Source organism: Burkholderia guangdongensis, from assembly GCF_013403875.1.
Taxonomy (GTDB): Bacteria; Pseudomonadota; Gammaproteobacteria; order Burkholderiales; family Burkholderiaceae; genus Burkholderia; species Burkholderia guangdongensis.
In genome coordinates, this window is record NZ_JACBNX010000001.1 from 355,273 (window position 1) to 381,375 (window position 26,103).

The following is a 26,103-nucleotide window of genomic DNA, read 5'->3' on the forward strand; positions in this document are numbered from 1 at the left end:
ATGACCCAGATGGCCCTTGTGATCGACCTGAACGTCTGCGTCGGTTGCCATGCGTGCGTGACGAGCTGCAAGGAATGGAACACGTCCGGCGAGGCGGGCAGCCTGTCGGACGTCCGCCCGTACGACGACGATCCGTCCGGCACGTTCTTCAACCGCGTACAGACGTACGAGGCGGGCGTGTTCCCGATGACCGACACGATCCACTTCCCGAAGTCGTGCCTGCATTGCGAGGATCCGCCGTGCGTGCCCGTGTGCCCGACCGGCGCGAGCTACAAGCGCAAGTCGGACGGGCTCGTGCTCGTCGACTACGACAAGTGCATCGGCTGCAAGTACTGTTCGTGGGCGTGCCCGTACGGCGCGCGCGAGATCGACGAAGAACGCAAGGAGATGACGAAGTGCACGCTCTGCGCGGACCGCATCTATAACGAAGCGCTGCCCGAGCGCGACCGCAAGCCCGCGTGCGTGCTCGCGTGCCCGACGTCCGCGCGGATCTTCGGCGACATCCACGATCCGGAGTCCGACGCCTCGCGCGCGATCCGCGAGCGCGGCGGCTATCAGTTGATGCCGGAGTGGGGCACGAAGCCGTCGAACCACTACCTGCCGCGCGTGAAGACCGAATCGGCGTGCGGCTGCGGCAAGACGGGCGGTTGCGGCAGCAAGCCGGCAGACGATTCGCTCGACGCGCAGCTCGAGCGCGGCGAGATCGGGCTGGCCGCGCTTGCGGCGCGGCGTTGAGTTTCTTTTCATTCAGGGATACGACGGAGTTCATATGCGGCCCGCCTTCTCGGTTGTTCTTCTCACTACGCTCTGCGGTGCGGCGCAAGGGCAGTTGCTGATGCTCGTGCTGATCGAGGCGCTCGCGCGCGCGACCGGCATCACGGTGCCGCCGATGTTCTACGTCGTCGGCGCGGGCATCTCGGTCGTGCTCGGCGCGCTCGGCCTGCTCGCATCGTTCTTCCATCTCGGCCACCCGGAGCGCGCGTGGCGCGCGATCGCGATGTGGCGCACGTCGTGGCTGTCGCGCGAATGCATCGCGCTGCCGCTGTTCCTCGCGCTCGCGTTCGCGTATGGCGTCGCGCACTGGGTCGGGTTCGGCGGCACGCTCGCGATCGGTGTGCTCGGCGCGCTCGCGAGCATCGCGCTGTTCGTCTGTACCGCGATGATCTACGCGTGCCTGCGCTTCCTGCAGGAATGGGCGAGCCCGCTGACGATCGTCAACTTCGTGCTGCTCGGCTGCGCGTCGGGCTGCACCCTCGCGACCGCCTGCGCGGCGTGGCTCGCGCCGGACATCGTCATTCTGCTCGCGCCGTGCGCGTGCGTGCTGACGCTCGCCGGCTGCGCGACGCGGATCGCGTCGCTCGTGCGCAACGCGCGGCTGAAGCCGAAGTCGACCGTGCAGAGCGCGACGGGCATCCGCAACGCGAAGGTCGAGCAGAAGTCGCGTGGCTTCACCGCGAGCGCATTCAACACGCGCGAGTTCTTCCACGGGCAGACCGACGGCACGCTGCGGATGGTGAAGTTCGGTTTCCTGATCACTGCGTTCGCGGTGCCGTTCGTGCTGACCGGCGCGGGCGCGATCGCGCAGACGTCGACGGCGGCCGTCGCGCTCGGCGCGGCGTTCGTGATCCAGTATGCGGGGCTCGTCGCCGAGCGCTGGTTCTTCTTCGCGGATGCGCGCCATCCGCAGAACATCTACTACCAGCGGGCGTCGTGATCCGCGTGCCGGAACGTGTCGGCGAGCGCCCGAGCGGCCTCCCGCACGCGCGGCACGAACTCGAGGATGCGCGACAGCGGCGCGCGCGACACCGGCGCGTGCACGGCGACGGCCGCGATGCATCCGCCGTTCGCGTCGACGACCGGCGCCGCGATGCACACGATGCCGGCGACGAATTCCTCGTTGTCGATCGCGACGCCGTTGTGCGCGATGCGGTCGAGTTCCGCTTCGAGCAGGTGCGGATCGGTGATCGTGTTCGGCGTATGGCGGACGAGCTTCATCGCGCGGATCAGCGCGCCGCGCTCGTCGGGCGGCAGCATCGCGAGCAGCAGCTTGCCGCTCGCGCTGCAGTACGCGGGCACGCGCGCGCCCGGTTTCAGGTCGAGCCGCAGCGGCCACGCCGCTTCGACGCGATCGAGGTACAGCACGTCGGTGTCGTGCAGCATCGTCAGGTTGCAGGTTTCGCCGAGATCGTCGACGAGGCCCGCGAGAATCGCGTGACGCAGCCGCCGCGCGCCCGCGTGCATCATCACGCCGAGGCCGAGCTGCGCGAGGCGCGGGCCGATCGCATACGCGTTGCGCTGGCCCGGCTCGCGGATTACGAAGCCGCCCGCTTCGAGTGACGCGAGCATCCGGTGCAGCGACGTCTTCGGCATGTCGACGTCGCGCGTCAGGTCGGCGAGCGATACCGCGTCGCCGGCGTTGACGATGTGTTCGAGCAGCGCGAACGCGCGCAGCGTGGGCGTATCGGCGGGGAGCATGGAAGCCGGTCCGGAAACGGAATGCGGACGATTGTACCGAATGCGTGCCGGCGGTCCGAGCGGCTGATGGCGCGTGTTGGAGACGGAACCGGAGACGGAACGAGGAGCAGCGTGCGATGGATATCGTGATGAGCAAGCCGGACTGCATGGTGTCGGTCCGCGAGCGGTTCGGCATCGATTCGAGCCTGATGGTGCCCGCGTTCAGCGAGCGCGACGACCACGTGCCCGACGTCGACGACGCGTACCGCTTCAATCCCGAGGTGACGCTCGCGATCCTGGCCGGCTTCACGCGCGACCGCCGCGTGCTGGTGCAGGGGATGCACGGCACCGGCAAGTCGACGCACATCGAGCAGGTTGCCGCGCGGCTGAACTGGCCGTGCGTGCGCGTGAATCTCGACGGCCACATCAGCCGGCTCGACCTCGTCGGCAAGGACGCGATCGTCGTGCGCGACGATCTGCAGGTGACCGAATTCCAGGAAGGGATCGTGCCGTGGGCGCTGCAGCGGCCGGTCGCGCTGATCTTCGACGAATACGACGCGGGCCGCCCGGACGTGATGTTCGTGATCCAGCGGATACTCGAGCGCGACGGCAAGTTCACGCTGCTCGACCAGAACCGCGTGATTCATCCGCATCCGTACTTCCGGCTGTTCGCGACCGCGAACACGATCGGGCTCGGCAATCTGAACGGGCTGTATCACGGCACGCAGATGCTCAATCACGCGCAGATGGACCGCTGGAACGTCGTCGCGACGCTGAACTATCTGCCGCGCGACGAGGAGATCGGCATCGTGCGCGCGCGCGTGCCGGAGCTCGACGACGACGCGGGCCGCACGCTGCTCGAATCGATGGTCAGCATGGCCGAGCTCACGCGCAACGGCTTCGCGACCGGCGATCTGTCGACGCTGATGTCGCCGCGCACGGTGATCAACTGGGCGGAGAACTGCCAGATTTTCCGCGATCCGGCGCTCGCGTTCCGGCTCACGTTTCTGAACAAGTGCGACGAGGCCGAGCGGCCGATCGTCGCCGAGTATTACCAGCGCTGCTTCGGCACGGAACTCGAAACGGCGCCGCCGCGTGACGGCGGAGCGGGCGACGCGCGCGGAGCCGGCCGGTGAGCACTGACCGCGACGCGGCCCGGCTCGCGTCGCAGCGCGAAACGCTGTGCGCGGCCGCGGTGCGCGCGCTGACCGGCGACGCAGCGCTGCATTACCGCGCGGGCCGCGTGTGCCGCGAGCTGCGGCCGCTGCCGATTCATGCGCCGCATCTGCGTGCCGACGCGGCCACCGACGATTTCATGTCGCTGCGCGGCGCGGCCGATGGTGTCGCGCTGCGCGTCGTCCATTCCGACGCCGCGTTGCATCGTGCGCTGTCCGGTGACGATCCGGTCGAGCGCGTGCTGTTCGAGATGCTCGAGCAACTGCGCTGCGAATCGCTCGCGCCGGCCGGGATGCCGGGCCTCGCGCAGAACCTGCGGCATCGCTTCGAGGCGTGGTCGCGCGCGTTTTGCCGCTCGGGGCTCGTCGACAGTCAGATCGGCATCCTGATTTATACGGTCGCGCAGATCGCCTGGTCGCGCTTGACCGGCTGGCCGGTGCTCGAGGAAACCGAGGACCTGATCGAAGCGTCGCGCGCGGCGATCGTGCCGGCGATCGGCGTCGAGCTGGCCGGGATGCGGCGCTGCCGTGCCGATCAGCGCGCGTTCGCGGAGCATGCGCTCGCGCTCGCGCGACGGATCGCGGCGATGATCCGGGACGAGCGCGCGGCGTTCAACGAAGTCGATACGCAGAACGCGCGCGAGCAGGACGCGGCGCTGACGTCGTTTTCGCTGTGGGTCGATTTCGACGACGAAGACGGCTGGGAGATGCCCGCGCTCGCGCAGAGCGGGGACAGCGCGGTGCTGCAAGCGTCGGCTGACGGTTATCGCGCGTATACGACGCGCTATGACCGGGAGATTCGCCCGGGCACGATGGTTCGCGCGGCGCTGCTGCGCACGTACCGCGAGCGGCTCGACGCGCGGATCGCCGCGCGCGGAATCAACGTCGCGCGGCTCGCGCGCGTGCTGCGCGATGCGCTCGTGATTCCGCAGAACGATGGCTGGTCGTTCGGCGAGGAGCACGGCCGCATCGACGGGCGGCGGCTCGCGCAGCTCGTTACCTCGCCGGCCGAGCGGCGGCTGTTCCGGCTAGAACGGATCCGGCCGCGCGCGGACTGCGTGCTGACGTTTCTGATCGATTGCTCGGGGTCGATGAAGGCGTATATCGACGCGGCGGCGGTGATGATCGACACGCTCGTGCGCGCGGGGGATGAGGCGGGGCTGGAGACCGAGGTGCTTGGCTATACGACGGGTGCATGGAACGGCGGGCGCGCGCAGCTCGATTGGCTTGCGCGGGGCCGGCCGAAGCATCCGGGAAGGCTCAACGAGCTGTGTCATATGGTGTTCAAGGATGCGACGACGCGCTGGCGTGGTGCTCGCGCGGATATCGCGGCGCTGTTCAAGGCGGATCTGTTTCGCGAGGGTGTCGATGGGGAGGCGCTCGAGTGGGCCTGTGCGCGCATCGCCGCGCGCGATGCGGCGCGCAGGATCGTCGTCGTGATCTCGGACGGCAGCCCGATGGATGGTGCTACGAGCCTCGCGAACGATCCGTATTACCTCGATAATCATCTGAAGCAGGTCGTCGCGCGGCACGAAACGATGCGCGACGTCGAGATTCTCGGGCTCGGCGTCGGGCTCGATCTCGGGCCGTATTATCGGCATCGGCTCGCGATCGATCTGTCCGCGCCGCCGGATATGAAGCGGCTGATCGAGATCGCGCGGTGGGTTGGGGCGCGGCGGTAGACTATGCATCCGATACCGCTTCCGGATCGTTAAGTGGTTTGCACCCGCAACTGCCCGTCGGAGCACCAGGCTTCGCGGCCATTGCGTGCTCCGACCTTGCCGGCGGCCTGGCAGCAAACGGTGGCGCCACGAAAAGCTCGGCTGATGAGCGCTTCTTATGTTTGTCCGATACCCACACGCTCCAGTAACCGCCCACCTTGAATTGCAGATTCTTAAGACGCCGGGCGTAGCGACGCCGCACGACAAGATCGCGACCATTTACATGGACGCCTGTTACATGCCCAAAGCAGTAGACGGACGACGCCATCGGAAACAGCATTGCGGAGCACAAGACATCAGTGATCTGGAGGCCTGCGTGATTGTTGCTTACGCCGAACGTCGGAAGTTCGAGAATGCGTCCGAACGGATCACCCTTCGCCCGGTACTTTTGCGTGAAGATCGAATGGGCAACTTGGTCATTGAGTTGCGTCGTTCTGAAGTCAGCGACCATGAATCCGTTGGAATTCTTGCTCTCCAGGAACGCCTGGAACGATCGACATGCGTGCTGGACAGACTGTGTATAGGTTGCGCGCGCCTTGAACGGCACGGCTACTCCCTTTACCCAAATGTCTGCCAAAATTCGGCATTCATACTTCTCAAGCACCTCGAGCATCTCGTCGATGAATCGCAACTGGGTGCGGGCGTTGTGGGCGTGTTTTCGAATAAATGACCTGAAGTAAACGACCCGGGGAAGTATTTGCGCTTCAATGCGAGAAACTCGCGTGTGATGTCGGCGAGTGCGTCCTGTTGGACGATCAATCCCGCAATCACGAGCAACGGCTGAATGTTTGTTTTCTTGGCTGGCAAAGCAGCGCTACAGCCCGCCTCGTCGATGTAGCAGATGTATGGCACGAGGTTTCCATCCGTCCAAATGAAAACAGCCGCTAAAGCGGCTGTTTGGCGGCCTGAGGCCGTATTTGTCGCCAGGTTTCCCCGTTCGACGAGCGATTCAGGCATTGCCTAATCGTTCGCGTAGCGTAACCGGGCACTTTCCTGTTGTCAATTTCGCTGATGCAAATTTTGGCGTGCCGTTTTGCCGCATCAAATGGCAACGTAGGAAGCCGAAGGAGATATGGATGGCGCGAACACCCGCGCCACCGGGAGTTGAAGACGGTGGCGCACGAAGGTCCGAGGTCCGCACACCGAGGTCAAACTCCCGCGCATGAAGGCCGAAGACTCGCACGCCGAGATCAAACCCTCGCACACGAAGACCAGAGACTCGCGCGCCGAGATCAAACCCTCATACAGACGGAGGTCGAAGGCCGGTGCGCCGAGGTTGACCCTCGCGCACGAATGTCAGAGACCCGTGCGCCGCGGTCCGAGGCCCGTGTGCCGAGGTCAAACCGTCGTGTACCCGGAGGTCGGAGGCCCGTGCTCGGAAGTAAACTCTCGCGATTGAAGGTCAGAGGCCCGAGTCTCGAGGCCTGATCTGCATGCACCGACCGCAGCGGTTCGAGCACCGCGGGCAAAGCTCCGCGCGTCGCCGTCTGAACTCCATGCGCCGGCGTCTGAACGTTGCCCGCGGGGAAATTCAGCGCGCGTGCACCAAATGCAGCACCGCCGCCGACATCAGATAAACCCCGATCCCCATCAGCACCCCGAAAGCTAACCTTCTTGTCGCGATCGCCGACAGCGGCGGCGGAAAATGCCGCGCGGCGACCGTCATCAGCACCACGACCGGCGCGCCGCACGCGGCGAGCGTCCAGGTCTCGGCGCCGAGCTGGCCTTCATAGGCGCTGCAAACCACGCGCGTCGCCGACGTCACCGTGAAGATCAGGATCAGCGCGCAGCGGATCTGCGTGACCGTCAGCGGCTGCCGGTAGAACTGGAAGATCAGCGGCGGCCCGGACACGCCGAACATGCCGCTCAGCAATCCGCCGCACACGCCGCTCACGAAGAAGCTGCGGTCGCCCGAGCGCTGCGGGAGCGGCGCGGGACGCAGCGCGGCGGACAGCCCGCCGTACATCACGACCGCGCCGAGCAGCAGTTGCAGCAGGCCCGACGCGGATCGGTTCAGGTATTCGAGCAGCAGCACGCCGACGACGACCGACGGCAGCACGCCGACCGTCGCCGCGCCGACCGCGCGCCAGTCGATGTGATGCAGCTTGCCCGGCAGCGCGGCCGCGCTGTTCGCGAGCGTCACGAGGCTCAGCAGCGTCGCGACCGTCGCGACCGGCGCGAGCCCGAACCCGCTCGACGCGCCCATCACGATCATCCCGAGGCCGAAGCCGGTGATCGTCTGAAAATAGCTGGCCGCGCCCATCACCGCGACGAGCACCGCGAGTTTTTCGCCCGTCATGCCGGCGTCGCGGAGGACGCGCCCGCGCGACGCGCGGCGGCCTGCGCCTGCACGGTCGTCACCGCGATCACGTGATAGATGTCGTCGGCGCTGCAGCCGCGCGACAGATCGTTCGCCGGCTTCGCGAGCCCCTGCAGCAGCGGCCCGATCGCCTTCGCGCGGCCGATCCGCTCGGCGAGCTTGTAGCCGATGTTGCCGGCGTCCAGATTCGGAAACACGAGCACGTTCGCATGGCCGTGCACGTGGGAATGCGGGATCTTGCGATCGGCGATCTCGGCCACGATCGCCGCGTCGAGCTGCACGTCGCCGTCGATCAGCAGGGCCGGGCGCTGCGCCTGCACGATCTGCGTCGCGTGCACGACCTTGTCGACGGCCGCGTGATGCGCGCTGCCGCTCGTCGAGAACGACAGCATCGCCACCCGCGGCGTCTCGTCGATCAGCAGGCTTTGGGCGCTGTCCGCCGCGGCCATCGCGATCTCGGCAAGCTGCTGCTCGTCCGGATCGACGACGAGCGCGCAGTCGGAGAAGATCAGCCCGCCTTTCATCGTATGGAACGGCTCGCAGAGCATCATCAGGAAGAAGCTCGACACGAGCTTGAACGACGGATCGATACCGATGATCTGGATCGCGGTGCGGACCACGTCGGCGGTCGCGTGTACCGCACCCGCGACGGAGCCGTCTGCGTCGCCGAGCCGCACCATCAGGTTTGCGTAGGTGAGCGGATCCCGCACGGCTTCGCGCGCGGCGTCGGCCGTCATCCCTTTCTTCGCGCGCAGCGCATGGAGCGCGCTCGCGTACGCGTCGCGCGACGCGGACGTCGCCGGGTCGATCAGCTCCATCCCGGCGAGATCGACGCCGTCGCGCGCCGCGGCCGCGTGGATCGACGCGGCATCGCCGACGAGCACGATGCGCGCGATGCCTTCGCGCGCGGCGCGCCGCGCCGCCTCCAGCACGCGCGCGTCGTCGGCCTCGCAGAGCGCGATGCGCATCGGCGACTGGCGCGCCGATTCGATGATGCGGTTCAGGGCTTTCATGACTTTTCTCGTTCTCGGCCGCCAAGGAAAAAAAGCCGGACGCGGCGGGGAATTCGCGTCCGGCCGGCCACCGGCGCGCACGGGGGGAGCGCGTCGGCGGAGCGGGTCGTCAAGGCTACAGCATCAGACGTAGTCCTTGTACTTGGCGAGCGTGCGCACCGGCTTGCTCAGTGCGTCGCGGCGGAACGGATCGCCGAGCTCGCGCGTGCACATGATCTCGATGATCGTCGTCTTGCCCTGATTCATCTGCAGATCGATCGCCTTCTTCAGCGCCGGGCCGACGTCCTCGAGCTTGTCGACGACGATCCCTTCAGCGCCCATCGCCTTCGCGATCGCCGCGAAGCTCTGGTTGTCGAGCTCGCCCGCGACGAAGCGGCGGTTGTAGAAGTCGACCTGGTTCTTCTTCTCCGCACCCCACTGACGGTTGTGGAACACGACCGCGGTGACCGGGATGTTGTGGCGCACGCAGGTCATCGTCTCCATCAGGCTCATCCCCCACGCGCCGTCGCCCGCGTACGACACCGCCGGACGGTGCGGCGCCGCGACCTTCGCGCCGATGATCGTCGGGAACGCGTAGCCGCAGTTGCCCCAGCTCATCGCGGCGAAGAAGCTGCGCGGCTTGTTGAAGCGCAGGTAGCTGTTCGCGACCGAGTTGATGTTGCCGATGTCGGTCGACACCATCACGTCGTCCGGCATCGCCTTCTCGAGCTCGCGCAGCACCTGGCGCGGATGCAGATAGCTGCCGCCGCTGAACGGGCGCTCGTGCGACTGCTCTTCGATCATGTCGAGGCTGTACGGGTCGCGCTCGTGCGTCCACTCGTCGAGCTCCTTCTCCCACGCGGCCTTCTCGGATGCGATCTGGTCCGCGCGTTCGGTGCGCGTCGCATCGCACGCGAGCGTGCGGTCCGCGAGGCGCTGCGTGAGCGCGACCGCGGCGGCCTTCGCGTCGCCGCAGATGCCGACCGAGATTTTCTTCACGAGGCCGAGCATCTTGTGGTCGGCGTCGATCTGGATGATCTTCGCGTCCTTCGGCCAGTAGTCCATCCCGTGCTGCGGCAGCGTGCCGAACGGCCCGAGGCGCGAGCCGAGCGCGATCACGACGTCCGCGCGCGACAGCAGCTTCATCGCGGCCTTCGAGCCCTGATAGCCGAGCGGGCCGCACCACAGCGGATGGTTCGCCGGGAACGAGTCGTTGTGCAGGTAGCTGTTCACGACCGGCGCGCCGAGACGCTCGGCGAGCGCCTTGCATTCGTCGATCGCGTCGGCCATCACGACGCCGCCGCCCGAGATGATCACCGGGAACTTCGCCTGCGCGATCAGCTCGGCCGCATCGTTCAGGCTCTGCTCGCCGCCGGCGCCGCGGTCGAGCTTGCGCGGTTGCGGAATCTCGACCTTGACCTTGCCGTAGAAGTAGTCGCGCGGGATGTTGAGCTGCGTCGGGCCCATCTCGGCCTGCGCGCGGTCGAAGCAGCGCGCGGTGAATTCGGCCATCCGCGCCGGGTGCGTGACGTGGCCCTGGTATTTCGTGAATTCCTGGAACATCGGCAGCTGGTTCGCTTCCTGGAAGCCGCCGAGGCCGATGCCCATCGTGCCCGCTTCCGGCGTCACGATCACGACCGGGCTGTGCGCCCAGTACGCGGCCGCGATCGCGGTCACGCAGTTGCTGATGCCGGGGCCGTTCTGGCCGATCACGACGCCGTGGCGGCCCGACACGCGCGCATAGCCGTCGGCCATGTGGCCGGCGCCCTGCTCGTGCACGACCGGGATCAGACGAATGCCGGCGGGCGCGAAGATGTCCATCGCGTCCATGAACGCGGAGCCCATGATGCCGAACATCTCGGTCACGCCGTTGGCCGCTAGGGTCTCGACGAACGCCTCGGACGGCGTCATGTCCTGCGGGCCGCTCGTCGTCGTCTTGGTGGTGGATTGATCGCTCATGGGGTGTCTCCGGGTGTTGATTAACGGAACATCTTGTTCCGAAATATGATTCATCGGCGAATCAGGATCAAGGTGTTCCGCGTTTATCTGGCTAAAGTGGAATGAAATGGAGTGAATCGTTTCAAATCTGCGAGGTGTATCAGGCCGGCAGCTTCGGGCGCTCCTTGCGGAACGCGCGCTTCACGGCGATCAGGCCGTCGCGGAACTCGAACAGGTCGCAGCCTTCGGCCTCGATGCGCCAGCCTTCCGCGTGCGTGCCGGTGAACACCCATTCGGACACGCCGCGATCCCCCACGACGTAATGCCGGCCCTGGCCCCAGTGCGCGTTCGGGAACGTCTTGAACACCGCCTCGAACGCGGCGCGCACCGCATCGCGGCCGACGAAGCGCGTGCCGTGCACGTCGGGGCCACCGGCCGCGTCGAACACGCAGTCTTCGGTCATGAACGTCATCAGCGCGTCGGCGTCGTGACGGTTGAAGGCGTCGGAAAAGGCGGCGAGCGTGTCGGCCGTGACGGTCTTGTCGGTGAGCGTGTCTACCATGCGTATCTCCTGTCGGATGGGCGGAGGTGCCGCGTCGCGCCGATCGTGCGCGCGGACCCTATAACGACACGTTAGTGATCGCCCGACGGAGGTGGTAGCGCCAGTTCGGAGGTTTCGCTTGGGCCAGCGGGGAGGCTTGTGGCGCGGGGCTCGCCGCCGGGGGCGGCGAGCCTAAGCAGCCGGTCGCTGCGCCCGCACGAGTTCCGCGAGCGCCCGCACGCCCGGCTCGATCTTGTCGAGCTTGATCGCCGAAAAGCCCATCCGGAAGCAGCGCCGCGCATCGGCGTCGCCGATGAAGAACACGTCGCCGCGCTCGATCAGGATGCCGGCGTCCTGCGCCTGTTCCGCGAGCCGCGTCGCGTCGAGCCACGGCGGGCCCTCGACCCAGCACGACGCGCCGCCCGACACCGGCACGTAGCGCGCGTCGGGCAGGTGCGCGTCGAGCGCGGCCATCAGCGCCTGCGAGCGCTCCTTGTACGCATGCGCGAGCCGGCGCAGCAGCGCGTCGTGATGGCCGAGCGCGAGGAACGTCGCGAACGAGCGCTGGATGTACGACACCGGATGGCGCACCATCAGCCGCCGCAGCGCGCGCAGCTCGCGGATCAGCTCGCTCGGCCCGACCACGTAGCCGAGCCGCAGCCCCGGCGCGAACGTCTTCGACAGGCTGCCGACGTAGATTACGCGGTCCGCGGTGTCGAGGCTCTTCAGCGCCGGATGCGGCGTGCCCGAGAACGTGTTCTCGCTTTCGTAATCGTCCTCGATGATCACGAAATCGTGCTGCTGCGCCAACTCGAGCAGCGTGCGGCGGCGCTCGATGGGCATCGTCGCGGTCGTCGGGCATTGGTGGCTCGGCGTCACGTACACGTAGTCGCAGCGCGCGAGCCGCGCGCGCTCGCGCTCCGGATCGATGCCTTGCCCGTCGACCGGCAGCGGCTGCAGTTGCGCGCTGCGGTTCTCGAAGATGTTGCGCGCGTCCGGATAGCCGGGATTCTCGAAGCCGACCGTCGTGTCCTTGCTGCACAGCAGGTCGGCGATCAGGTACAGCGCCTGCTGGCAGCCGATCGTGACGACGATCTCGTCCGGCATCGCGAACACGCCGCGCCGGGGCAGCACGCGCGTGCGGATCTGCTGGATCAGCGATTCGTCGTCGCGCTCGATCAGGTCCGGCGCCCAGTTGCGGATCTCCATGACCGACAGCGCCTTCATGCAGCACTCGCGCCAGTCGTTGATCGGGAACAGCGTCTGGTCGAACTGGCCGTAGATGAACGGAAATTCGTAGTTCTGCCAATTCGCGGGCTTCACGATATTGCGCTGGGTCGACGGCGGGCGCGTGATCCGCTTTTGCCACGCGGGGCGCGCGGGCGCGTCGGTGTCGTCGTCCGCGGAAGACGGCTGCGCGGCCGCGAAGCCGCGCAGCCCTTCGAGCATCTGCGGATTCACGAAGTGGCCGCTGCGCTCGCGCGAGAGCAGATAGCCTTCCTCGACGAGCAGTTGATACGCGAGCACGACCGTGTTGCGCGCGACGCCGAGCTGGTCGGCAAGCTCGCGGCTGGACGGCAGCGCGGCGTCGGGCGGAAGCTGCCCGTCGAGAATCGCCGCGACGAGCATCTGCCGGATCTGGTCCTGCAGGCTCACCTTCGAATCCGGCGACCGCCTGAACTGCTGGGCCCATAAGGCGGTCGAGGGTCGGCTCGGCATGTTTCCTCCTTTGATCGGTCCGGGGTGCGCGACGCGGGCGCGCGCGTGCCCGTGGGTGGGCGATGGTAACGCGAGAAAACCCGCGTCGGGGACCGTCGATGTGGACTCAACGAATGGTGCCGTCTGGCACTACTGGCGGATACCGTGTTGACACGATACTCGCATTCCGTGCGCCCGGACGATCGGGAAAAATCCCGGTCGGGTGAGGTGGGATGGATGTCGCCGGCGCTTAGCGCGACGCGGCCTCATCCGGCGCGCGGCCGGGGCGGCGGATCGCGATCGAGCGGCCGGCGTTCGGCTCGTGCGGCGCGCGCGCGTGCGCCGCGTGGATCGCGTCGAGATGGCGCCGCATCGCCTCGGGAAACGGCGCCGAGCGTTGCGCGTTCAGGTCGACGTGCGTCAGCAACTGCTCGGCGGTCGCGAGCGGCGTGCCGTTGTCGGCGTGATACATCGAATGAAACACGTGAATGCGCCGGTCGTCGACGTCGAGCAGGCGCAACGTGAGCCGCAACGGCTGGCCGAGCATCGTTTCATGCAGATGCCGCATGTGCGTCTCCGACGTGAACATCGAGAAGCCGCGGTCGCGATAGTCGTCGTCGACGCCGAAATAGCGGAAGAACGCGTCGCTGTCGTCGCCGAACACGATCAGGTAGCACGACTCGCTCATGTGCCCGTTGTAGTCGACCCATTCGGGGCGCACGACGCAGCGATGCAGCTCGAGCGGCGTCGCGATCGGCGCATCCGGATCGTACGGAAGCGACTTCTGTCCTTCGTATGGCGAGCGTAGCCAGGGTGCGGCGGCGTTGACGGGGCGGTTCGTCATGCTGGGCTCTCCATGATTCGTCGTGTTCGAACACCAGGCGCGCGCACGTGCGCGCGAACTCCGCACGATGGTAGTGCGGGTTGAACGCTTTTTCAACGGTCCATCCAAGTAAACACCGATCCGGATTCGGCTTCTCACGCGCCTTGCGTTCAAATCGATTGAACATTCATTCAACAAAATTTATACTCGCCGGCGCCGTCGTGCCGATGCACGGCATCCGCATGCGGCGTCGATCGAACAACGAATGAACGAATGCAATGAGGAGACAGCGGAGATGAAGAAGCGTTATCTGCTTGCCGGCGTGATGTCGGTGATGGCCCAGGGCTATGCGCATGCACAGAGCAGCGTGTCGCTGTACGGGATTATCGACGCGGGCATCACCTACGTCAGCAACACGGGCGGCGCGCACGCGTTCGTGTTCGACGACGGCGTGTCGTACGGCAACCGGGTCGGCTTCATGGGCACCGAGGATCTCGGCGGCGGCAACAAGGCGGTGTTCAAGCTCGAGAACGGCTTCCGGCTCGGCACCGGCAAGCTGAACCAGGGCGGCGCGATGTTCGGCCGCCAGGCGTACGTCGGGCTCGGCAACGACTGGGGCACGCTGACCTTCGGCAATCAGTACGACTTCGCGTACGACTTCACCGCCGCGTTCAACGTCAGCGCGTTCGGCAGCGGCTACGGCGTGCATCTCGGCGACGTCGATCGCCAGAGCGGCGATCGCCTGCCGAACTCGGTCAAGTTCGTCAGCAACGCGTTTCACGGGCTCGTCGTCGGCGCGATGTATTCGTTCAGCAACACCGCCGGCGATTTCCGCGACGGCAGCGCGTGGAGCGTCGGCGCGAACTACACGGCCGGCGATTTCTCGGCGGGCGGCAACTATACGCGCCTCAATTCGCCGCGCGGCCTCGCCGGGCTCGATCCGTACGCGCAGCTCGGCGTGAAGACGATGCTCGGGCAGACGGTCGCGACCGTCGATCCGTCGACGGGGGCGGTCAACGACCTGAATGCGTCGTCGGCGTTCGCGGTGGATTCGCAGTCGATCTTCGGGATCGGCGCGTCGTACGTGTTCGGCAATCTGACGCTGAGCGGCGACTTCAGCAACACGACGTTCAAGGGCTATGGGCAGTCGTCGACGCTGCGCGTGTACGAGGCGGGCGGCGTGTATCAGGTGACGACGCCGGCGTCGCTCGTCGCCGGCTATCAGTACACGACGTTCGAGGGCCATCACTGGCACGAGGTCGCGCTCGGTGCGCATTACCTGCTGTCGAAGAACACCGACGCGTATGCGGCTCTCGACTGGATGCGCGCGTCGCAAGGCGTCGACGCGGTGATCGGCTACAGCTTCACGCCGTCGTCGACGCAGACGCAGACGCTCGCCCGCGTCGGCCTGCGGCACAGCTTCTGATCGAGGCGGGCGGCCGGCGCGCGGTGCAACGATGCGCGCCGGCCGACCCGCGATGCGGCATGCATGCGGTGCGCACACGGCGTGTGCGCCGCGTGCGGGGCGAGATCAGGCGCACACGGTGAGCGCACCGCGGGCACGGCGAGATCAAGCGTCGAGCCGGATCAGCGCATCGACCGCGACCGAGCCGCGCTCCAGCGCGAGCAGCGGATTGACGTCGAGCTCGACGAGCGTGTCCGCGTGCGCTTCGGCGAACCGGGCGATCGACATCACGTTCGCGACGATCGCGTCGAGATCGGCCGCCGGCCGGCCGCGATAGCCGGTCAGCAGCGGGCCGAGCTTCAGGCCGAGCAACGCATCGCGCACGTCGGCCTCGCGCACCGGCAGCAGCAGCGTCGCGGTGTCGCGAATCAGCTCGACCAGCACGCCGCCCGCGCCGAGCACGAGCGCGAGACCGAAGTTCGGCTCGCGCTTCACGCCGACGATCAGCTCGAGCAGCGGCGCATCGGCCATCCGCTCGACGAGGATCCGGTCGACCGTCACATGCGGCGCGTAGCGCGCGACCTGCGCGGCCATCCGCTCGACCGCCTGCGCGACCGCTTCGGCCGACGTCAGCTTCAGCGCGACCGCGCCGGCTTCGGTCTTGTGCGGCAACTGATCGCTGACGACCTTCACGCACACCGGAAAGCCGAGCCGCTCGGCGGCGGCCGGTGCTTCGGATCGCGAAACGCATTCGGCACGCGGCACCGCGAGCCCATACTCGGCGAGCATCCGCTTGCTCGCCCATTCGTCGTGCAGGGTCGGCGTGCCGTGCCGGCCGTCGCCCGCGCGCAGCACCGGCAGCGTGCTCATGCAGTCCGCGTCGAGCAGCCGCCGGCGCGTGTCGCCGTACGTCATCGCCGCGCCGAGCGCGTCGATCCCTTCGGCAAGCCCCTGCAGCGGCGCGATGCCGGCCGCGGCCATGCGTGCCGCGTGGTCGGGCGGCGTCAGATCGGGAAACACCGAGATCACCGCGCCGACGACGCCGTGCTGACGCGCGGATGCGGCAAACGCTTGCGCGGCGATATCGCACGCCGGCCGCTCGCCGGTCGCTTCCTGCGGATAGTCGAGAATCATCGCGGCCGCGCCGGGGCGCGCCGCGAGCAGCGCATCGCAGCACGCGCGCATCGCGTCCGCGTTGCCCCACGGCGTCGTCGTGAAGTCGAGCGGGTTCGCGATCGTCGCGTACGGTGGCAGCACGGCGCGCAGCGCGTCGCGGCCCGCGTCGCCGACCGGCGGGAAGTCGATCGCGCGCGCTTCGCCGAGATCGGCGACGAGCCCCGCGTCGCCGCCGGACGTCGCGAGCGCGGCCAGCGTCCGCCGCGCGGGCACGCCGCCGATCGCGAGCAGCTTCAGCGTTTCGACGAGGCCGACCGGATCTTTCGCGCGAATCACGCCGAGACGCCGGAACAGCGCGTCGTAAAGCGTGTCCGAGCCGGCGAGCGAGCTGGTGTGGCTGAGCGCGAGCTGTGCGCCGAGCGTCGACGTGCCGCTCTTCAGCGCGACGATCGGCACGCCGCGCGCGAGCGCGCGCGTCGCCGCCTCGCTGAATGCGCGAACGTCCTTCAGCCCTTCGAGATGCACGCCGATCGCGCGGATGCGCGAATCGTCGACGAACGCATCGATCAACCGCGCGATGTCGACCGACGCCTGATTGCCGACGCTCGCGAGATACGCGAACGGCACGCCGCGCGTGCTCATCGACAGGTTGTACGCGAGATTGCCGCTCTGCGTGATCACGGCCACGCCGGATCCGACGCGCGGCGCGCCGTGCGCGACTGGCCACAGCGCGCAGCCTATCAGGCCGTTGATCAGCCCGTAGCAGTTCGGCCCGAGCACGGCCATGTCGCCGGCCGCGTTGAGCAGCGCATCCTGCAGCGCGGCGCCGTCCTCGCCGGTTTCGGAGAAGCCCGATGCGTACACGATCGCGCCGCCGGCGCCGCGCGCCGCGAGCGCGCGCACGACGTCGATCGCCTGGCGCGCGGGCACCGCGACGAATACCGCGTCGGGCGCGGCGGGCAGATCGGCGACGCTCGCGTGGCAGCGCACGCCGTCGATCTCCGCATGAACGGGATTGACGAGCCAGATGTCGCCGGCGAAGCCGAAGTCGCGGCAGCGCTGCACGGCGCCGGCGATCGCGCGGCCGCCGACGAACGCGATGCTGGCCGGATCGAGCAGGCGTCGCAGATTGGCCGACGCGGCGGCGCCGCCCCGGGCGGCGGGGGTGGAAGTCATTAGAAGTGTCCTTTCGAGAGCCGCGCCGGGGTCAGGCCGGCGCGACGGTTCGCGTCAACTATAGCGACGGAGGATTTCCTTGGACAGGATGTGCCGCTGAATCTCGGACGTGCCTTCCCAGATGCGCTCGATGCGCGCATCGCGCCAGAAGCGCTCGATCGGCAGCTCGTCCATCAGGCCCATCCCGCCGTAGATCTGCACCGCGTGATCGGTCACGCGTCCGAGCGTTTCGGTCGCGAGCAGCTTCGCGAGCGCCGCGTCGCCGTCGGTCATCGTGCCGTTGTCGAGCTTCTGTGCCGTGTAGAGCGTGACGAGCTCCGCCGCGCGGATCTCGGTCTGCATGTCCGCGAGCTTGAACGACGTGCCCTGGAATTCGCCGATCCGCTTGCCGAACTGCTGGCGCGTGGCCGCCCATTCGGCGGCCATCTCGAACGCGCGCTGCGCGCGGCCGATGTTGTTCGCCGCGACCATCACGCGCCCGGCGGCCAGCCATTCGTTCGCGAGCTCGAAGCCGCGATGCTCTTCGCCGAGAATCTGCGCGGCGCTGACGCGGCAGTCGGACAGGAAGATCTCGGACTGGTGGTAGCCGCGCAGGCTCGTGCAGTGCGGGCCGCGCCTGACGGTCATGCCGGGCGTGTCCTTGTCGATCAGGAAGCAGGTGACGCGCTTGCGCTTGCGGCCGTTGATTTCCTCTTCGCCCGTGACCGCGAACAGAATCACGTAATCGGCGGTGTCGGCATGGCTGATGAAGTGCTTGCTGCCGTTGATCACGTAATCGTCGCCGTCGCGCACCGCGCGCGTGCGGATGCCCATCGCGTCGGAGCCGGCGCCGGGTTCCGTCAGCGCGAAGCAGTCGACGCGCTCGCCGCGCACCGTCGGCCGCAGATAACGCTCGATCTGATCGCGCTTGCACGCCATCAGGATCTTGCTCGGGCGCGCGACGAACACGTGTAGCGCCCAGCTCGTGCGGCCGAGCTCGCGCTCGACGAGCGCCTGCGTCACGTGGTCGAGGCCGGCGCCGCCCGCGCTTTCCGGCATGTTGAACGCGTAGAAACCGAGCTCGATCGCCTTGCGCCGGATCGATGCAGCCAATTCGGGCGGCACTTCATCGGCGCGGTCGACGGCGAATTCGTGCGGCTGCAGCTCCTTCTCGACGAAATGGCGCAGCGACGACACCAGCATCTCCTGCTCGTGAGTCAGCGAAAAATCCATCAGTCATCTCCCGACAAAATGTGGCGCGCGTCCTTCGACGGCCGCGCGCAAGGCTTCCTGTCCATCGGCGCTGTGCCCGCACGCGACGCCGGCCGCGAGCTCGTCGCGCAATTGCCCGGCGAGCGTGTTGGTCAGCGATTGCGCGAGCAGCTGTTTCGTATGGGCGAACGCTTCGCTCGGCCCTTGCGCGAGCCGCTCGGCGAACGCCGCGACGTGTTCGGCGAAGCGCTCGCCGTCGACGACGTCGGTGACGAGCCCGGCCGCGAACGCGTCGCGCGCGGTCCAGCGCTCGTTCAGGAAAATGAAGCGGCGCACGACGTCCGGCCGTGCGATGCGCGGCAGGAACCAGCTGCCGCCCATGTCCGGGCTGTAGCCCATGCCGATGTAGCCGCAGCGCAGCGTCGCCGCTTCGCTCGCGATCCGGAAGTCGCACGCGAAGCCGACGTCGGCGCCCGCGCCGACCGCGGCGCCGTTCAGCGCGGCGATCGTCGGGCGCGGAAACGCCGCGAGCGCCTGTACGAACGCATGCGCGCGCTCGGACCAGCCATAGGTGTCGAGCTCGCCGTTGCGCTCCGCCTCGGCCCATTCGTCGACGTCGGCGCCCGCGCAGAACGCGCTGCCGGTGCCGGTCAGCACGAGACAGCGCACGGCGGGGTCGTTCGCGAGCGCGTCGAGCGTCTCGCGCAGGAAGTCGAGATGCGGGCGCGCGAGCGAATTGCGCTTCGCGGGCCGGTTCAGCCGCACGGTCACAGTGCCGCCGTTTCGTTCGATGTGGATGTCGTCGACGCTCATGGCCATCGCTGTCTCCTTCAGGTTGTGCCGTTCGTGCGCATGCGCACGCCAGGTCTGCCGCCGCTTCGGTCACCGCTTCGGTCACCGCTTCTGCCAGCACTTGCCGGCAGCATTTCGGCATAGTATAAATTTTACTAAATGAACGTTCAACCAAATTCGTGCGAGCGTTGCGGGACGCGGCATTCGCGCCTGTCAGGTGCCGCAGGCTACCGCCGGATTCATCGTTTCACCGGAGAAAAAACATCATGAAAGTCCTGATCGTTCACGCGCATCCGGAGCCGAAGTCGTTCACGTCGTCGATGCTGCATCGCGCGGTGCGGACGTTCGAGATGCAGGGTCACGACGTGACGGTTTCCGATCTGTATGCGATGCAATGGAATCCGGTCGCGAGCGCGGCCGATTTCGACATGCGTCGTAATCCAGACTATCTCGTCTATGCGCTCGAGCAGCGCGAGAATGTCGCGGCGAACGCGATCGCGCCCGACATCGCCGCGGAGCTCGACAAGCTGATCGCGTGCGATCTGCTGATCCTGAGTTTTCCGCTGTACTGGTGCTCGGTGCCGGCGATCATGAAAGGGTGGCTCGATCGCGTGCTGGTGTCGGGCAAGGTTTACGGCGGCGTGCGTTTCTACGATCGTGGCGGGATGCGCGGCAAGCGCGCGCTGCTCGCGTACAGTTGCGGCGGGCGCGACTACATGTTCGGCGCCGACGGCGTGCACGGGGAGATGGATCTGATGATGCGCCACATGCTGCGCGGCACGCTCGGCTATGCGGGATTCGACGTGCTGCCGTCGTTCGTCGCGCATCACGTGCCGTATATCGGCGATCAGGCGCGCGCGGCAATGCTCGATCGCTACGGCGAGTATCTGACGCAGCTCGATCGCGTCGCGCCGCTGCCGTTCCCGACGCTCGACGATTTCGACGGCGAGATGCGGCCGCGCGAGCGCGTGGCAATTTGAATGAACAATGGAACGAAACACATGAAAACAGTGGGCATGTACCTCGTCGAACTGCTGGCCGCGTATGGCGTCGACACCGTGTTCGGCATTCCCGGCGTCCATACGATCGAGCTGTACCGGGGCGTGGCAGCGAGCGGGCTGCGCCATGTGAGCGCGCGCCACGAACAGGGGCTCGGCTTCATGGCCGACGGCTACGCGCGCGCGACCGGCCGGCCCGGCGTGTGCTTCGTGATCACCGGGCCGGGCATCACGAACATCGCGACGTCGATGGCGCAGGCGTATGCGGATTCGATTCCGATGCTGGTGATCTCGAGCACGAACGCGACCGGCGATCTCGGCTCGGGCAACGGGCATCTGCACGAGTTGCCGGATCAGCACGCGTTCGCGGGCAACGTCGCCGCGTTCAGCCAGACGGTGCTGCAGCCCGATGCGCTGCCGCAGGCGATGGCGCGTGCGTTCTCGGTGTTTTCCGGCGCGCGGCCGAGGCCGGTGCACATCGAGATTCCGCTCGACGTGCTGGCCGCGTCCGCGCAGTCGCTGCCGCCGGTGGGTTCGGCGCCGCCGCGCATCGCGGTCGGTCCGGCGCCGCACGATGGTATCGAGGCGCTGCGCGCACGCGCGGCCGCCGCGCGCCGGCCGTTGATTCTGGCGGGCGGCGGCGCGCTCGGCGCGGCCGGCAAAGTGCGCTGGCTGGCGGAAACGCTCGGCGCGCCGGTCGTGATGACGATCAACGGCCGCGGCATCCTGCCGGCCGGGCATCCGCTCGGTATTTCGTGGTCCGCATCGGGCGATGCGGTGCGCGCGCTGATGCGCGACAGCGATCTGATCGTCGCGCTCGGCACCGAACTCGGGCCGACCGATTACGACCTGTACGCGAACCGCAGCTTCAGCATGCCGGCGCCGCTCGTCAGGATCGACGTCGATCCGCAGCAGCTTTGCCGCAACGCGATGCCGACGCTGCCGTTGCTCGGCGACGTCGGCGAATCGCTGCGTGCGTTGCGGCGGATCTGGGCGGATGCGGGTGGCGATGCGGGCGGTGATGCGGGCCGCGAGCGTGCCGCGATCTGCGCCGAGGCCGCGCGCGGCGAGCTCGACGACGAGATGCGGCGCGATCTCGCGTTGCTCGACGGCGTGCGCGATGCGTTGCCGGACGCGACGATCGTCGGCGATTCGACGCGCATCGTCTACGCGGGCAACGTCGGGTTCGCGGCCGCGCGCCCGCGCAGCTGGTTCAACGCATCGGTCGGATTCGGCTCGCTCGGGTACGGGCTGCCCGCGGCGGTCGGCGCGAGCCTCGGCGACGCGTCGCGCCCGGTCGTGTGCGTCGCCGGCGACGGTGGCCTGCAATACACGCTCGCGGAGCTGGGCACCGCGGTTCAGCACCGCGCGCGCGTGATCGTCGTGCTGCTGAACAATGGCGGCTACGGCGAAATCAAGCGGGCGATGACGGCGCGCGGCGTCGAGCCGGTCGGCGTGGATCTGCACACGCCGGATTTCGTCGCGATCGCGCGTGCGTACGGCTGGGGCGCGCAGCGTATCGAAGAGGGTGAGCCGATCGGCGATGCGCTGCGGCAGGCGGCACGTCACGACGCGCCGTATCTGATCGAAATCCGCGCGGCCTGAAAACGACGAGCCCCGCCCCGCGTGAAGCGATCGGGCGGGGCGCGCGGAGGTTCGCCGACGCGCGCCAGCGCGCACTCACATGCGCTTGGATGCGCTTATGCGCGCTTGCGCGGCGTCTTCGCGGGCGGCAGAAACGTATCGACGACGCTCAGGCAACCGCGCAGCGCTTCGTCGGCCGTAAACGAAGTCGGGTCGCGCGCGAGCTCGAGCCAGAAGCCGTCCATCACCGCGGTCAGCGTCAGCGCGGCCAGATCGCTGTCGACGGCGCCGCCGCGCACGTCGGCGATCTGGTCGAACAGCTTCTTCAGCGCCTGCCGATAGCCCGCATACAACTCCTTGTGCGCCTTGCGGATCACCGGGTCGCTATGCGCGACGCTCCAGAAGCCGAGCCATACCTTCACGTTCTTCGGCGCGAACACCGGCGACGCGAAGCTGACGCGGATGATCGCGTCGAGCTTTTCTTCCGGGCCGGCCGCGTCGGCCGTCGCCGCGCGCGACACGTCGAGCAGATCCGCCGCAAGGCGTTTGTAGGTCTGCGCCATCAGCTCGTCTTTCGACTGGAAGTGATGGTTGATCAGCCCGCGCGACACCTTCGCTTCCGTGCAGATGCGGTCGATCGTGGTTTCCGAGTAGCTGTAGCGCGCGATGCAGCGCATCGTCGCGTCGATGATCGATTGCTGGCGCACCGCGGGCGCCGCCCGGATGCCGGCGCCGCGCGCCGATGCCGGCGCCGTGCCTGAGGTTTTTTTCACGGGATGACCTTTCAGAATCGTCATGCGGCCGATTATATGTGAGCGCCGGACGTTCGTTCAATTGCCATCGCGAATGTCCCTGAAAGCCTCGCCGCACAACGCGCTTAATTTTGAAATTTGTTGAGCAAGCGTTCAACAGGACCTATACTCGGATCCCGATATCAGGTTGATCGACCATTCAACAGCACACGTGGACGACACACGTGGAATCCAGGAGACGGCATGTTGGCACGGGTGGATGGCGTGAAGGCGACCGTGGACGAACGGGTGCAGGTAACCGATCTGCACAAGCACTTCGGCGAGCTGGAAGTGTTGAAGGGCGTGTCGCTGACGGCGCGCGAAGGCGAGGTGATCTCGCTGATCGGCGCGAGCGGGTCGGGCAAGAGCACGCTGCTTCGCTGCATCAATCTGCTGGAGACGCCGACGCGCGGCCGGATCGTCGTCGATGGTGAGGAGATCGCGCTGAAGGTCGATCGCAAGGGCCGCACGGTCGCGCGCGACCCTCGCCAGGTCGAGCGCATCCGCACGCGGCTCGGCATGGTCTTCCAGAGCTTCAATCTGTGGGCGCACCGCACGGTGCTCGAAAACGTGATCGAGATGCCGGTGCACGTGCTGCGCGAACCGCGCGCGGAGGCGATCGCGCACGCGGAGCATCTGCTCGAGCGCGTCGGGCTCGCCGACAAGCGCAACGTTTATCCCGCCTTCCTGTCCGGTGGCCAGCAGCAGCGCGTCGCGATCGCGCGCGCGCTCGCGATGCGGCCGAAAGTCATGTTGTTCGACGAGCCGACGTCCGCGCTCGATCCGGAGCGGGTCGGCGAGGTGCTGAAGGTGATCCGCAATCTGGCGGCCGAAAGCCGCACGATGATTCTCGTCACGCACGAGATGGCGTTCGCGCGCGACGTGTCGAGCAAGGTGCTGTTCCTGCACGAAGGGCGCGTCGAGGAAAGCGGCACGCCGGACGAAGTGTTCGACGCGCCGCGCAGCGAGCGCTGCCGCCAGTTCGTCAATGCGCACAAGCAGCGTCACTGATTTGTCGTCGAGTGTTGTTCAGCATCACTGAAGTCCGGACCGGCCCGCACGGCCGGCCCGCATGATCCCAAAGAGAGGAGATAACCCGTGAAGAGCATCGTTCGCAGTCTGCTTTGCCTGATCAGCGTCGTCCTGTCGACGCTGGTGCCGATCGCCCCCGCGCATGCCGCGCAGGACGTGCTGCGCTTCGGCGTCGCCGCCGAACCTTATCCGCCGTTCACGACGAAGAGCCCGTCGGGCCAGTGGGGCGGCTTCGAGGCCGACCTGATCCGCGCGCTGTGCGATCAGATGAAGGCGAAGTGCGAGATCAAGGAAGTCGCGTGGGACGGCATCATTCCGGCACTGCTCAGCAGCAAGATCGACGTGATCTTCAACTCGATGACGATCACGCCGGAGCGCGAGAAGGTGATCGCGTTCTCGCGTCCGTACTACGACACGCCGGCCACGTTCGTCGCGCCGAAGAGCGAGAAGCTCACGTTCTCGCCGGACGGGCTGAAGGGCAAGGTGATCGGCGTGCAGGGCTCGACGACGAACGCCGAGTTCCTGAAGCTCGCGTACGGCAACAGCGCGAAGATCCAGCTCTACAACACGCAGGACGACTGCAACGCCGACCTCGTCGCGGGCCGCATCGACGCGATGTATCTCGACCAGCTCGCGGTGCTCGCGTTCCTGAAGACGAGCGATGGTTCGTCGTTCGAAATGAAGGGCGAAGGCACCGCGAAGCGCGACCCGGTGACGTTCGGCACCGGCATCGGCGCGGGCATCCGGAAAAACGACACGGCGCTGAAGCAGCAGATCGACCAGGCGCTCGTGCAGCTGCACGCATCGGGCAAGTACGCGCAAATCTCGAAGAAGTATTTCCCGATCGATCTCTGGCCGCACTGACGCGCGAGCCATCCACGGACGAGGAGGCGGCATGGACGGTTGGGCATGGGTCAGCTATCTCGGCATGGACCCCGACGGCTGGGGCGTCGCGCTGCTGCGCGGCGCGGGGATGACGCTCGAGATCTCGCTCGGCGCGTTCGTCGCCGGCATCGTGCTCGGGCTCCTCGGCGCGGCGGCGAAGCTGTCCGGCGTGCGGGTGCTGCAGCGCATCGCGCAAGGCTACACGACGCTCTGCCGCGCGGTGCCCGAGTTGCTGCTGATCCTGCTGCTGTACTACGCGGGCACCGACGCGATCAATCTGCTGATGGTCGCGATCGGCATCGGGCCGGTCTCGGTCAACGGCTTCGCGGCGGCGGTGATCGTGCTCGGCATCGTGCAGGGCGCGTATGCGGTCGAGATCATCCGCGGCGCGATTCTCGCGATTCCGTATGGGCAGATCGAGGCGGCGCGCGCGTTCGGCGCGTCGCCGGGCCTCGTGTTCCGGCGCGTGACGCTGCCCGCGATGGCGCCGTACGCGCTCGCCGGCTTCACGAACCTGTGGCTGATCCTCGTGAAGGACAGCGCGCTCGTCAGCGTTGTCGGCTACAACGAGCTGCTCTACACCGCGAAGCAGGCGGCCGGCTCGACGCGCCAGTACCTGCATTACTACCTGACGGTCGCGGCGGTCTACTTCGCGATCACCACGCTGTCCGGCATGCTGTTCCGAGAAATCGAGCGGCGCTTCGGACGCTGGATGCCGGCGTCCTGAGCGCCGCCGCCCATTGCCCCGAGATTGCGAACGGAACTCCCGCCATGGATCTGAGCGTATTGTCTTCGTATGCGTCGGTGCTGCTGATCGGCGTGCTGACCACCGTCAAGCTGCTGGTCGTGTCCGGCGTGGTCGGCTTCGCGCTCGCGATCGCCGTCGCGTTCGCGCGCGTGTCCCGCCATCCGCTCGTCGCGCGAACGGCGAAGGGCTTCACCGACCTGATTCGCGGCACGCCGCTGCTCGTGCAGATCTACCTGATCTACTACGGCGTCGGCTCGCTGTTCGCCGGCTGGCCGATGCTGCGTGAAAGCGTGCTGTGGCCGTTCCTGCGCGACGGCTTCTGGTACGTCGCGCTCGCGCTGGTGATCAGCGTCGGCGCGTACGTCGGCGAGGTGCTGCGCGCGGGGCTGCGCGGCGTGCCGAAGGGCGAGATCGAGGCGGCGCGCGCGATGGGGATGCGGCCGCTGCTGGTCGTGCGCCGCGTGTGGCTGCCGCGCGCGATCCAGATCCTGCTGCCGACGCTCGCCGGCGAAACCGTGATGCTGCTGAAATCGACCGCGCTCGCGTCGACGGTCGCGGTGATGGACGCGCTCGGCGCCGCGAACTACATTCGCGCGCAGACGCTGCATACTTACGAACCGCTGGTCGCGATCGCGATCGTCTACGTCGTGCTCGCGTTCGTGATCGAGCGCGGGTTCGGCTATCTCGAGCGGCGCGTGCCGGTGCGCATGCCGCAGTGAGCAT

The 26,103-nt window shown here is 67.5% G+C and carries 24 protein-coding genes; 11 read left to right on the forward strand and 13 right to left on the reverse strand.

The features are described from left to right. Together HZI36_RS01530 and HZI36_RS01535 are read left to right on the forward strand one after the other, a co-directional pair. Positions 1-735, forward strand: coding sequence for a 4Fe-4S dicluster domain-containing protein (locus tag HZI36_RS01530; protein WP_179400841.1), 735 nt, complete (start codon positions 1-3; stop codon positions 733-735). A gap of 34 nt (positions 736-769) precedes the next feature. Continuing rightward, positions 770-1,714 carry a dimethyl sulfoxide reductase anchor subunit family protein gene (locus HZI36_RS01535; protein ID WP_179400842.1) on the forward strand — a complete coding sequence of 315 codons (945 nt, stop codon included), beginning with the start codon at positions 770-772 and terminating at the stop codon, positions 1,712-1,714. Here the strand turns inward: HZI36_RS01535 and HZI36_RS01540 are convergent. Next, positions 1,696-2,475 carry an IclR family transcriptional regulator gene (locus tag HZI36_RS01540; RefSeq protein ID WP_179400843.1) on the reverse strand — a complete coding sequence of 260 codons (780 nt, stop codon included), beginning with the start codon at positions 2,473-2,475 and terminating at the stop codon, positions 1,696-1,698. The two genes, HZI36_RS01535 and HZI36_RS01540, sit on opposite strands and share 19 nt — an antisense overlap. A gap of 116 nt (positions 2,476-2,591) precedes the next feature. On the opposite strand from HZI36_RS01540, the gene HZI36_RS01545 reads away from it, so the two are divergent. Both HZI36_RS01545 and HZI36_RS01550 read left to right on the forward strand, forming a co-directional pair. Further along, positions 2,592-3,590 (forward strand): AAA family ATPase, encoded by a 999-nt coding sequence (locus tag HZI36_RS01545; protein ID WP_179400844.1) that lies wholly within the window; start codon positions 2,592-2,594, stop codon positions 3,588-3,590. Then, the gene (locus HZI36_RS01550; protein ID WP_179400845.1) at positions 3,587-5,311 is read left to right on the forward strand and encodes a cobaltochelatase CobT-related protein; all 1,725 of its coding nucleotides are present in this window, start codon (positions 3,587-3,589) and stop codon (positions 5,309-5,311) included. Before HZI36_RS01545 ends, HZI36_RS01550 begins: the two co-directional genes overlap by 4 nt. Position 5,312: 1 nt before the next feature. Here the strand turns inward: HZI36_RS01550 and HZI36_RS01555 are convergent, their stop codons facing one another. The 8 genes from HZI36_RS01555 to HZI36_RS01585 form a co-directional block, all read right to left on the reverse strand. After that, a complete protein-coding gene (locus HZI36_RS01555; RefSeq protein ID WP_246326923.1) occupies positions 5,313-5,981 on the reverse strand; it encodes a DUF3800 domain-containing protein in 669 nt (222 codons plus the stop codon). Beyond that, positions 5,909-6,307, reverse strand: coding sequence for a DUF3800 domain-containing protein (locus HZI36_RS27330; RefSeq protein WP_343049927.1), 399 nt, complete (start codon positions 6,305-6,307; stop codon positions 5,909-5,911). The genes HZI36_RS01555 and HZI36_RS27330 overlap by 73 nt, the downstream gene beginning before the upstream one ends. Before the next feature lie 574 nt (positions 6,308-6,881). Continuing rightward, positions 6,882-7,649 (reverse strand): sulfite exporter TauE/SafE family protein, encoded by a 768-nt coding sequence (locus HZI36_RS01560; protein ID WP_179400846.1) that lies wholly within the window; start codon positions 7,647-7,649, stop codon positions 6,882-6,884. Next, positions 7,646-8,683: a phosphate acetyltransferase gene (gene pta, locus HZI36_RS01565; protein ID WP_179400847.1), complete on the reverse strand. Its 1,038-nt coding sequence runs from the start codon at positions 8,681-8,683 to the stop codon at positions 7,646-7,648. The genes HZI36_RS01560 and pta overlap by 4 nt, the downstream gene beginning before the upstream one ends. A 123-nt stretch (positions 8,684-8,806) precedes the next feature. Then, positions 8,807-10,621, reverse strand: a complete 1,815-nt coding sequence (gene xsc / locus HZI36_RS01570; RefSeq protein ID WP_179400848.1) for a sulfoacetaldehyde acetyltransferase — start codon at positions 10,619-10,621, stop codon at positions 8,807-8,809. A 139-nt stretch (positions 10,622-10,760) separates the two neighbouring features. Further along, positions 10,761-11,162 carry a nuclear transport factor 2 family protein gene (locus HZI36_RS01575; protein ID WP_179400849.1) on the reverse strand — a complete coding sequence of 134 codons (402 nt, stop codon included), beginning with the start codon at positions 11,160-11,162 and terminating at the stop codon, positions 10,761-10,763. Positions 11,163-11,333: 171 nt separating this feature from the next. Beyond that, positions 11,334-12,860: a MocR-like pyridoxine biosynthesis transcription factor PdxR gene (gene pdxR / locus HZI36_RS01580; RefSeq protein WP_179400850.1), complete on the reverse strand. Its 1,527-nt coding sequence runs from the start codon at positions 12,858-12,860 to the stop codon at positions 11,334-11,336. A gap of 229 nt (positions 12,861-13,089) precedes the next feature. After that, a complete protein-coding gene (locus HZI36_RS01585; protein ID WP_179400851.1) occupies positions 13,090-13,683 on the reverse strand; it encodes a thioesterase family protein in 594 nt (197 codons plus the stop codon). A 274-nt stretch (positions 13,684-13,957) separates the two neighbouring features. Between HZI36_RS01585 and HZI36_RS01590 the strand changes: the two genes are divergently transcribed. Next, positions 13,958-15,088, forward strand: a complete 1,131-nt coding sequence (locus HZI36_RS01590; protein WP_179400852.1) for a porin — start codon at positions 13,958-13,960, stop codon at positions 15,086-15,088. 144 nt (positions 15,089-15,232) lie between these two features. On the opposite strand, the gene HZI36_RS01595 is transcribed toward HZI36_RS01590, so the two are convergent. Genes HZI36_RS01595 through HZI36_RS01605 form a run of 3 tightly spaced genes read right to left on the reverse strand, consistent with a single transcriptional unit; the run spans position 15,233 to position 19,369 of the window. Then, the gene (locus HZI36_RS01595) at positions 15,233-17,359 is read right to left on the reverse strand and encodes an acetate--CoA ligase family protein (protein ID WP_179400853.1); all 2,127 of its coding nucleotides are present in this window, start codon (positions 17,357-17,359) and stop codon (positions 15,233-15,235) included. Between the two features lie 54 nt (positions 17,360-17,413). Beyond that, positions 17,414-18,571 (reverse strand): acyl-CoA dehydrogenase family protein, encoded by a 1,158-nt coding sequence (locus tag HZI36_RS01600; protein ID WP_179400854.1) that lies wholly within the window; start codon positions 18,569-18,571, stop codon positions 17,414-17,416. Between the two features lie 3 nt (positions 18,572-18,574). After that, positions 18,575-19,369 (reverse strand): enoyl-CoA hydratase/isomerase family protein, encoded by a 795-nt coding sequence (locus tag HZI36_RS01605; protein WP_246326924.1) that lies wholly within the window; start codon positions 19,367-19,369, stop codon positions 18,575-18,577. Positions 19,370-19,608: 239 nt separating this feature from the next. Between HZI36_RS01605 and HZI36_RS01610 the strand changes: the two genes are divergently transcribed. Continuing rightward, positions 19,609-20,322, forward strand: coding sequence for an NAD(P)H-dependent oxidoreductase (locus HZI36_RS01610; RefSeq protein WP_179400855.1), 714 nt, complete (start codon positions 19,609-19,611; stop codon positions 20,320-20,322). A gap of 21 nt (positions 20,323-20,343) precedes the next feature. After that, positions 20,344-21,945: a 5-guanidino-2-oxopentanoate decarboxylase gene (locus tag HZI36_RS01615; RefSeq protein ID WP_179400856.1), complete on the forward strand. Its 1,602-nt coding sequence runs from the start codon at positions 20,344-20,346 to the stop codon at positions 21,943-21,945. A gap of 95 nt (positions 21,946-22,040) precedes the next feature. Here HZI36_RS01615 and HZI36_RS01620 read toward each other — a convergent pair whose 3' ends face one another. Continuing rightward, entirely contained in the window at positions 22,041-22,697 is a 657-nt protein-coding gene (locus tag HZI36_RS01620) for a TetR family transcriptional regulator C-terminal domain-containing protein (protein WP_343049929.1), read from the reverse strand. A gap of 243 nt (positions 22,698-22,940) precedes the next feature. Here HZI36_RS01620 and HZI36_RS01625 point away from each other — a divergent pair, with 243 nt between their 5' ends. The 4 genes from HZI36_RS01625 (at position 22,941) to HZI36_RS01640 (ending at position 26,099) form a co-directional block, all read left to right on the forward strand. Beyond that, positions 22,941-23,726 carry an ABC transporter ATP-binding protein gene (locus HZI36_RS01625; protein ID WP_425485188.1) on the forward strand — a complete coding sequence of 262 codons (786 nt, stop codon included), beginning with the start codon at positions 22,941-22,943 and terminating at the stop codon, positions 23,724-23,726. Positions 23,727-23,813: 87 nt separating this feature from the next. Continuing rightward, positions 23,814-24,611, forward strand: coding sequence for a transporter substrate-binding domain-containing protein (locus HZI36_RS01630; protein WP_179400858.1), 798 nt, complete (start codon positions 23,814-23,816; stop codon positions 24,609-24,611). A 31-nt stretch (positions 24,612-24,642) separates the two neighbouring features. After that, positions 24,643-25,359 (forward strand): ABC transporter permease, encoded by a 717-nt coding sequence (locus HZI36_RS01635; protein WP_179400859.1) that lies wholly within the window; start codon positions 24,643-24,645, stop codon positions 25,357-25,359. 44 nt (positions 25,360-25,403) lie between these two features. Continuing rightward, entirely contained in the window at positions 25,404-26,099 is a 696-nt protein-coding gene (locus tag HZI36_RS01640; protein ID WP_179400860.1) for an ABC transporter permease, read from the forward strand. Positions 26,100-26,103 lie beyond the last annotated feature (4 nt).

Coding starts and splice junctions, on each gene's coding strand:
- HZI36_RS01530 (WP_179400841.1), top strand. CDS start 1: ATGACCCAGATGGCCCTTGTGATCGACCTGAACGTCTGCGTCGGTTGC.
- HZI36_RS01535 (WP_179400842.1), top strand. CDS start 770: ATGCGGCCCGCCTTCTCGGTTGTTCTTCTCACTACGCTCTGCGGTGCG.
- HZI36_RS01540 (WP_179400843.1), bottom strand. CDS start 2,475: ATGCTCCCCGCCGATACGCCCACGCTGCGCGCGTTCGCGCTGCTCGAA.
- HZI36_RS01545 (WP_179400844.1), top strand. CDS start 2,592: ATGGATATCGTGATGAGCAAGCCGGACTGCATGGTGTCGGTCCGCGAG.
- HZI36_RS27330 (WP_343049927.1), bottom strand. CDS start 6,307: ATGCCTGAATCGCTCGTCGAACGGGGAAACCTGGCGACAAATACGGCC.
- HZI36_RS01560 (WP_179400846.1), bottom strand. CDS start 7,649: ATGACGGGCGAAAAACTCGCGGTGCTCGTCGCGGTGATGGGCGCGGCC.
- pta (WP_179400847.1), bottom strand. CDS start 8,683: ATGAAAGCCCTGAACCGCATCATCGAATCGGCGCGCCAGTCGCCGATG.
- xsc (WP_179400848.1), bottom strand. CDS start 10,621: ATGAGCGATCAATCCACCACCAAGACGACGACGAGCGGCCCGCAGGAC.
- HZI36_RS01575 (WP_179400849.1), bottom strand. CDS start 11,162: ATGGTAGACACGCTCACCGACAAGACCGTCACGGCCGACACGCTCGCC.
- pdxR (WP_179400850.1), bottom strand. CDS start 12,860: ATGCCGAGCCGACCCTCGACCGCCTTATGGGCCCAGCAGTTCAGGCGG.
- HZI36_RS01585 (WP_179400851.1), bottom strand. CDS start 13,683: ATGACGAACCGCCCCGTCAACGCCGCCGCACCCTGGCTACGCTCGCCA.
- HZI36_RS01590 (WP_179400852.1), top strand. CDS start 13,958: ATGAAGAAGCGTTATCTGCTTGCCGGCGTGATGTCGGTGATGGCCCAG.
- HZI36_RS01595 (WP_179400853.1), bottom strand. CDS start 17,359: ATGACTTCCACCCCCGCCGCCCGGGGCGGCGCCGCCGCGTCGGCCAAT.
- HZI36_RS01600 (WP_179400854.1), bottom strand. CDS start 18,571: ATGGATTTTTCGCTGACTCACGAGCAGGAGATGCTGGTGTCGTCGCTG.
- HZI36_RS01605 (WP_246326924.1), bottom strand. CDS start 19,369: ATGGCCATGAGCGTCGACGACATCCACATCGAACGAAACGGCGGCACT.
- HZI36_RS01610 (WP_179400855.1), top strand. CDS start 19,609: ATGAAAGTCCTGATCGTTCACGCGCATCCGGAGCCGAAGTCGTTCACG.
- HZI36_RS01615 (WP_179400856.1), top strand. CDS start 20,344: ATGAAAACAGTGGGCATGTACCTCGTCGAACTGCTGGCCGCGTATGGC.
- HZI36_RS01635 (WP_179400859.1), top strand. CDS start 24,643: ATGGACGGTTGGGCATGGGTCAGCTATCTCGGCATGGACCCCGACGGC.
- HZI36_RS01640 (WP_179400860.1), top strand. CDS start 25,404: ATGGATCTGAGCGTATTGTCTTCGTATGCGTCGGTGCTGCTGATCGGC.